5 protein-coding genes are annotated in these 7,453 nt (G+C 41.0%); 3 read left to right on the top strand and 2 right to left on the bottom strand.

Features of this window, described 5'->3' with window-relative positions; all coding sequences use genetic code 11:
* The 3 genes from AB1444_15785 to AB1444_15775 all read left to right on the top strand — a co-directional run.
* The coding region (locus tag AB1444_15785; protein ID MEW6528116.1) for a hypothetical protein at positions 1–413 on the top strand (413 nt) is incomplete at its 5' end.
* A gap of 64 nt (positions 414–477) precedes the next feature.
* Positions 478–2,148 carry a hydantoinase/oxoprolinase family protein gene (locus tag AB1444_15780; GenBank protein MEW6528115.1) on the top strand — a complete coding sequence of 557 codons (1,671 nt, stop codon included), beginning with the start codon at positions 478–480 and terminating at the stop codon, positions 2,146–2,148.
* The gene (locus AB1444_15775; protein MEW6528114.1) at positions 2,145–3,452 is read left to right on the top strand and encodes a histone deacetylase; all 1,308 of its coding nucleotides are present in this window, start codon (positions 2,145–2,147) and stop codon (positions 3,450–3,452) included. The genes AB1444_15780 and AB1444_15775 overlap by 4 nt, the downstream gene beginning before the upstream one ends.
* A 682-nt stretch (positions 3,453–4,134) precedes the next feature.
* Here AB1444_15775 and AB1444_15770 read toward each other — a convergent pair.
* A complete protein-coding gene (locus AB1444_15770; protein ID MEW6528113.1) occupies positions 4,135–6,300 on the bottom strand; it encodes a glutamine synthetase III in 2,166 nt (721 codons plus the stop codon).
* Between the two features lie 579 nt (positions 6,301–6,879).
* Positions 6,880–7,453: 4Fe-4S binding protein (locus AB1444_15765; protein ID MEW6528112.1), on the bottom strand; the 574-nt coding region annotated here is incomplete at its 5' end.

Here is a 7,453-nt window from a genome sequence, read left to right as displayed (position 1 = left end):
CCGAACTTAAACTTACCAAAGAAATTGAAACAGTCCGCAACGAAATTAAAGAAACCGAACTTAAACTTACCAAAGAAATTGAAACAGTCCGCAACGAAATTAAAGAAACCGAACTTAAACTTACCAAAGAAATTGAAACAGTCCGCAACGAAATTAAAGAAACCGAACTTAAACTTACCAAAGAAATTGAAACAGTCCGCAACGAAATTAAAGAAACCGAACTTAAACTTACCAACGTAATAAAAGAAACCGAGCTCAAACTTACCAAAGAGATTGAAACAGTGCGAAAGGATTTAACAATTGAAATTTACAACAGTAAAGTTAGCACCATACGCTGGGTTGTTACACTATTTATTGCTCAAACGATTACCATACTAGGAGTTATAGCAGGTTTGTTAAAATTATTTATGTGAGTACTTATTTCAAATAAATGGTTGTGATACTTGTAAAAATTTATATTGCACGCAAGGTTATGGAATGTATTTAGGACTTGATGTTGGAGGGACTCATACTGACGCTGTTATTATACACCGGTCAGGAATTGTTGCACACACCAAAGTTGCAACCACACACCATAACCTGCTTGAATGTATAAATCAGGCTTTCAAAAATGTTTTAACTGGCATTGACCCTTCTCTTATAAAGCGAGTTAACTTAAGCACTACCCTTACCACCAATGCAATTATTGAAAACAAATGCGAAGAGGTTGGCGTACTGGTATCCGGTGGCCCCGGCATTAATCCACTCCATTATTCAATTGGCTCACAGTATTATACCATAGGCGGCCAGATTGATCACAGGGGCACTGAAATCACTTTGCTAAATCTTAAGCAGCTTGAAAAGGCCATAAAAAAGTGCCGCAAAAAGGGCATCAAAGTTTTTGCCGTTATTTCAAAATTTTCAACCCGCAATCCTGTTCATGAGCAATATATACAGCAAAAACTTGACGATGCAGATTTTATCAGCGTAGGTCATACATTATCAGGCAATCTTAACTTCCCGCGACGTATTGCAACAGCATACTATAATGCTGCCGTGTGGCGCCTGTATAATAAATTTTCACACGCTATTGAAGAAAGCCTGAGGGAACTGGGGGCGATAGCTCCTGTTAATATACTCAAAGCCGATGGAGGTACCATACCGCTGCACGTATCCCGCACTGTTCCTGTTGAATCAATATTGTCCGGTCCTGCTGCAAGCGTCATTGGTACCATGGCACTGTGTAACATCACTGAAGATGCGGTGATGCTTGATATTGGTGGTACATCATGCGATATTGCTCTATTTGCTGATGGTGCTCCATTAATTGAAAAAGACGGCATACGATTAAACACCCATAATACACTGGTGCGTTCACTAAAGACAAAGTCAATTGGCATTGGTGGTGATTCGGCAATAAAGGTTGAAGGTGGTACGGTTACTGCCGGTCCACAACGCTTAGGTATGTCAATGGCAGAAGGTGGACACAACCCAACAATTATTGATGCACTTAACGTTATAGGCACCATTAACTTCAAGGATACTGAACGTTCCCGTGAGGGCATGTATGCTCTTGAAAAAAAATCAGGAATATCTTCACAGGATATAGCGCAGCAGGCAATTACCTACGCTCTTGACATTATATATAATGAAGTCATGGCAATGATTGATGAAGTTAATGCACGACCGGTCTATACCATTCATGAATTCCTCAAAGGGAAAGTGCTAAAACCAAAAACTATCTACCTTATTGGTGGGCCTGCAAAAACACTGGCTCATCACATCACGCAACGATTTGGCTGGAACGTCAAAGTGCCACAGTACGCTGAAGTGGCCAATGCTATCGGTGCTGCTGTTGCACGCACCACTGTTGATATTGAGCTTTTTGCTGATACTCAGCGCGGCAGGCTATTGGTGCCAAACCTTAATGTCAATATCCGCATACCACAACACTATGATGTTGATAATGCCATTGAGGATGCAACTAACTACATGATGCAGTATTTAGAATCAATAGGTGTTGATGAAAAAGAACGTGAAATTGAAATTTTGCAGGTGTATTCATTCAACATGGTAGAAGGTTTTGAAACTACCGGCAAAAACATCCGAGTTCACTGCCAGGTAAAACCAGGTATTTTACATCAATGCAGGGATATACTCAAAATATGAAAGCAAAATCAACATTGGGTATAGTTTTCTTTCCAGCCTTTGACTGGGCAATACACCCGTTGCACCCTGAGCGTGAGGAACGGTTATTATACACACTTGACCAGTTGAATGAAGAAGGCGTATTTGATATTGAAGGTATTATGCAGTACAAGCCTGATATTGCCAGTCATGATGATATCATGCGAACACATTTCTGCTTTCCCGATGTTGCAAAAGTAACAACAGAATCGCATTTAATATCCGCTGGTGGCACCATAAAGGCTGCAACGCTGGTAATGGATAAAATTGTAAACAAATCATTTGCACTGGTGCGCCCGCCGGGCCATCATGCCATGAAGGTGGTTCACGGAGCACGAGGTTTTTGCAATATCAATATTGAAGCAGTTATGGTTGAGTATATTCGTGAACACTACAATGTAAAAAAAATTGCCATTGTGGACACTGATTGCCATCACGGCGACGGCACTCAGGACATCTACTGGCACGACAGGGATGTTATGTATATATCCATGCATCAGGATGGACGTACGCTGTATCCGGGAACCGGTGCCATCCATGAGTTAGGTGGACCAAACGCACTGGGCACCACCATTAATATTCCACTGCCACCCAACACCTCAGATGAAGGGTTTTTAATGGCAATGGAACGTGTGGTAGTTCCCATTTTAAAGGATTTTAAGCCTGATCTTATTATTAATTCTGCAGGACAGGACAACCACTACTCTGATCCTATCACTAACATGAACTTTTCTGCATTGGGGTATGCCAAGCTAACTGAAATGCTCAATGCTGATATTGCAGTACTTGAAGGTGGGTATTCCATTCAGGGAGCATTACCATATGTCAATTTAGGCATAACGCTTGCTATGGCAGGACTGGACTATTTATATGTACATGAACCTGATTATTCGCAAAAAGATCTTACTCAGGATAAGGAGATTACAAAATACATAAAACGGGTTTGCGACCAGGTGATGAAGCGGTATGAAGAATGCAAAAAACCATCATTTAAACTTATGCCGGGTAACTACGATGTGCGAAAAAAAGAAATTTATTATGACACTGATAATATCCGTGAGATGCAGTTAGAATCTATCATGGTGTGCGAAGAATGCCGCGGAGTGCTTAAAATTGAAACAACTTCCACGGTTAACCCATTATCCTTAGGTATTGAGATACCACTGGATGCATGTGATAGATGTCAGAAAGAAGGGTACCGATTGCTGGATAATGCACTGTCAGGTGATCGTTATAAATATGTGCAGCTTATTGACAGAAGAAATAAAAAATATGTATTATATTAGATAGCTTTTTTTTATTTTTGAATCATATAATAATTTTACCCTGCTATAATAATGTCACCCCCTCCGGGGGTTTGATTGGGTGGTTGCATACCTTCTCTACAATAATAATTTCACCCCCGCTGGGGGTTTGGATACACCATCATTGGTTTGTTTGCAATTATGCCATCCCCTCCGGGGGTTTGGTTTGGGCTACACCATCATTGTTTTGTTAAAATAATTTCAACCCCTACGGGGGTTTGGTGGGGTGGTGATAATGTCATCTTTGCTATAATAATGTCACCCCCTCCAGGGGTTTGATTGGGTGGTTGCATACCTTATCTACAATAATAATTTCACCTCCTCTGGGGGTTTGGTGGGGCTATACCATCATTGGTTTGCTGGCAATTATGTCACCCCCTCCGGGGGTTTGGTTATATGCGGTCACCTCGATACACGTGCTATGCGTGCATTATTTATTGTCTTTCTGAGCGAAGAATCTCATTAAAACTATGAGATTGCTTCGTCGCTAACGCTCCTCGCAATGACGGGATTGGCCGATGTGTCATTGCGAGCGTAGCGAAGCAATCTCATTGCTACAATCGGAAAGATTGCTTCGTCGCTATTGCTTCTTGCAATGACGCTATGGACAATCATCATTATACAGAGTTGCCTTTTGGGACACCCCCCTGCAGATTTTATTTATCTATGATATAAACAGCATCTCCCAGAAACGTGGGAATGGCCACAGATAATCACTTGTATGTGTTTCCAGCATATCGGCTTTAGCACGCAGTGTGTTCATCTGTTCTTTTATAGTATATGCATAGAATTTTGCTTTTTCAAGCTCATCATGAATATTGCCAGCTTTTGCAATAAGCTCATCAAGGACATCTGCTTCATTGATGACTTCATTGTTTAGTGTAGTTATTGTGGCACACATTTTTTTCTGAGCATCAAGTGCTTTATCACCAAGCAGATCAATTATCCGTAAACATGATGAAGCAATTGAGCTTTGATAGCGCATTGTTGCCGGAATAATTTTAGTGCGCACCATATCAAGCATGGTTTTTGCTTCTATGTCCATCTCTTTTATGTATCGCTCAAGCCGTATAGTATATCGTGCTTCTAATTCAACAGGTGAGAGTACACCATACTTTTCAAATAGTTTTATTGCCTTGTCAGTTATGAAATCAGGTAAGGACTCCACGGTTACCTTTTTATTGGGCAGCCCTCTCCGTGCTGCTTCTTCTTCCCACTCTTTTGAGTAATTATCGCCCATGAAAAGCACAGGTTTTATTTTCTTAATTTCATCACGAATCACATCAATTGCTGCCTGCCGTACATCACCCCCCTTGGTTTCTATTTTATCTGCAAGTACATCAAGACTTTCAGCAACTATGGTATTCAGGATAGTTACTGGAAACGCTATAGATTGCGAAGAGCCAACTGCTCTGAATTCAAACTTGTTGCCAGTAAAAGCAAATGGTGAGGTACGGTTGCGGTCGGTATTATCCTTGCTGAGTACCGGTAGAGTAGAAAGACCTAAATCAATTATGGCTTTATTGGTTGCCTTGCTTATGACTCCCTGTTCAATGTCATTGAGTATTTTAGTAAGCTGTTCACCCAGGAATACTGAAATAATTGCTGGTGGGGCCTCATTGGCACCCAACCGATGGTCATTGCCACTGGATGCAACTGATGCACGCAATAAATCTGCATGATAATACACAGCCCGTATTGTCGCAGTTAAGAATACTAAAAACTGCACATTATCCTGCGGTGAATGGCCGGGATTGAGCAGGTTATTGCCTAAGTTATCCGACAATGACCAGTTACAGTGCTTACCCGAACCATTGATGCCAGCAAACGGCTTTTCATGAAGCAGCGCAGCCAAACGATGATTTTGTGCAACACGCTTCAGTGTTTCCATTATTAAATGGTTGTGATCAACCGCAATGTTTGCTTCTTCAAATATTGGTGCTATCTCATACTGGCTTGGTGCAACTTCATTGTGACGTGTTTTGGCCGGTATACCTAACTTATACAGTTCCTCTTCCACATCATGCATATATGACAATATTCTTTCTTTAATGCTACCAAAGTAATGGTCTTCTAATTGTTGTCCTTTTGTTGGTGCAGCACCTAAAAGTGTCCGCCCTGTCAATACTAGATCCGGGCGTTTGTAATAGTAATCCATATCAATTAAAAAATATTCCTGTTCTGGTCCAACTGTTGAAATTACCCGTGTTGCTTTGTCATTGCCCAGTAACCTCATAACTCGTAGTGCACTTTTGTTGATTGCATTGATAGAGCGCAGTAGTGGTGTTTTTTTATCCAGCGCTTCCCCTGTGTATGAAAGAAAGACGGTGGGAATACACAGCGTAGCACCTATTCCACTGCGAAGAATAAATGCAGGGCTTGAAGGATCCCATGCAGTGTACCCGCGCGCTTCAAAGGTTGAGCGCAACCCCCCACTAGGGAAACTAGAAGCATCAGGCTCGCCTTTCACCAGAGTTTCGGCGCTGAACCGCTCAATTGCTTCACCAAATTCAGTAAATTCTAAAAATGAATCATGCTTTTCTGCTGTTGCACCTGTCATTGGCTGGAACCAGTGGCAAAAGTGGGTAGCACCTTTTTCTATGGCCCATTCCTTCATAGCATGGGCAACTGTATCGGCAATTTCAGGATCTAATCTTTCACCTTCTTTAATAATGCGCATTAGTTTTTTACATACATTTGCTGGTAACTTCTGACGCATTACTTTAAAATTAAAGGTATCCTCACCATAATACTGGGAAACAGGCATCTCCTTTTCCCGTGTAATGACATATTCCCGCTCAGACGCAATGTTCTTTATAAAACGCTTCATAATGGAAACCTCTCTTAGATTTTTTAAACTATATTGTCATAATAGCTTCAATGAATATTGTGTTCATAAAAAGTCAACAGTGTAGTGTTTAATTCATGGCAAATGGTACAATATTTAACATTTATGTAACAATCTATTATTTTACCGATAGTGTGTAATATATCGGGATTCACAATGACAGAGTAAAAGTCATTGTGAGCGCCGAAGGCGCGTGGCAATCTCACCGTCATTGCGAGGAACGAAGTAACAAAGCAATCCCGCCTTTTGTGATACTGAGATTGCTTTGCTCGCAATGACTTCTGCCTCCTCGTCATTGCGAAGAACAAAGTGACGAAGCAAACCCTCCAAAACAATGAGATTGTTTCGCTTCATCGCAATGACTTATGCCTCCCCGTCATTGCAAGAAACGAAGTAACAAAGCAATCCCTTCAAAACAATGAGATTGCTTCGCTTTGCTCGCAATGACAAGTAGTATTGCTTCCCAACAAATTAGGGATTAGCTTTAAAGGCAGCTACACTATTTACAGACATATAGTACTTTACTAAATAGTATTTGCAAGAAATTAATTTTTCACTCTATCACTTCTTAAAAAGGACATCCGATACTACTGCATCAAAATCACCCGGCTGCAGTGCACCGCGGGGACATACATTGACGCAGGTATAGCAGGCTGTACATAGTTCTGCATCAATAGTAAAGATTTCACCATTTCGTGTAATGGCTCCCTGTGGGCAAGCTTCTACACATTTATCGCAGTAAATACAGGTTCCACAGCTTATACATCTATCAACTTCACGTGTTTCACCACCAAAATATGCTATGTTAATTCGCCGTTTTGGCACCAGCGTTTTTTCTGGATAGATAAAATCTTCATCTGCAAGCGTTGCATGTATCTCCATTGCAGCCAATCTACCCATCCCAATAGCATCGGTAATAAGTCCTTGCTTTATGATATCACCCGTGGCATAAATTTTAGGGTCCGAACTTTTGAAGGATTTTTCAGCAGTAACTATCGCCCCCCGCTCATTTACCATAACTGTGTCACCTAAAAACGACAGATCAGGCTTTTCGCCAATACTAATAAACACAACATCTGCTTTGAGAGCTTCACCATTGGTAAAGTACACATGGTAATCATCAAGGTAATCAATA

It is taken from the genome of Spirochaetota bacterium (assembly GCA_040756435.1).
Taxonomy (GTDB): Bacteria; Spirochaetota; UBA4802; order UBA4802; family UB4802; genus UBA4802.
This window is presented reverse-complemented; position numbering and strand designations above follow the sequence as displayed.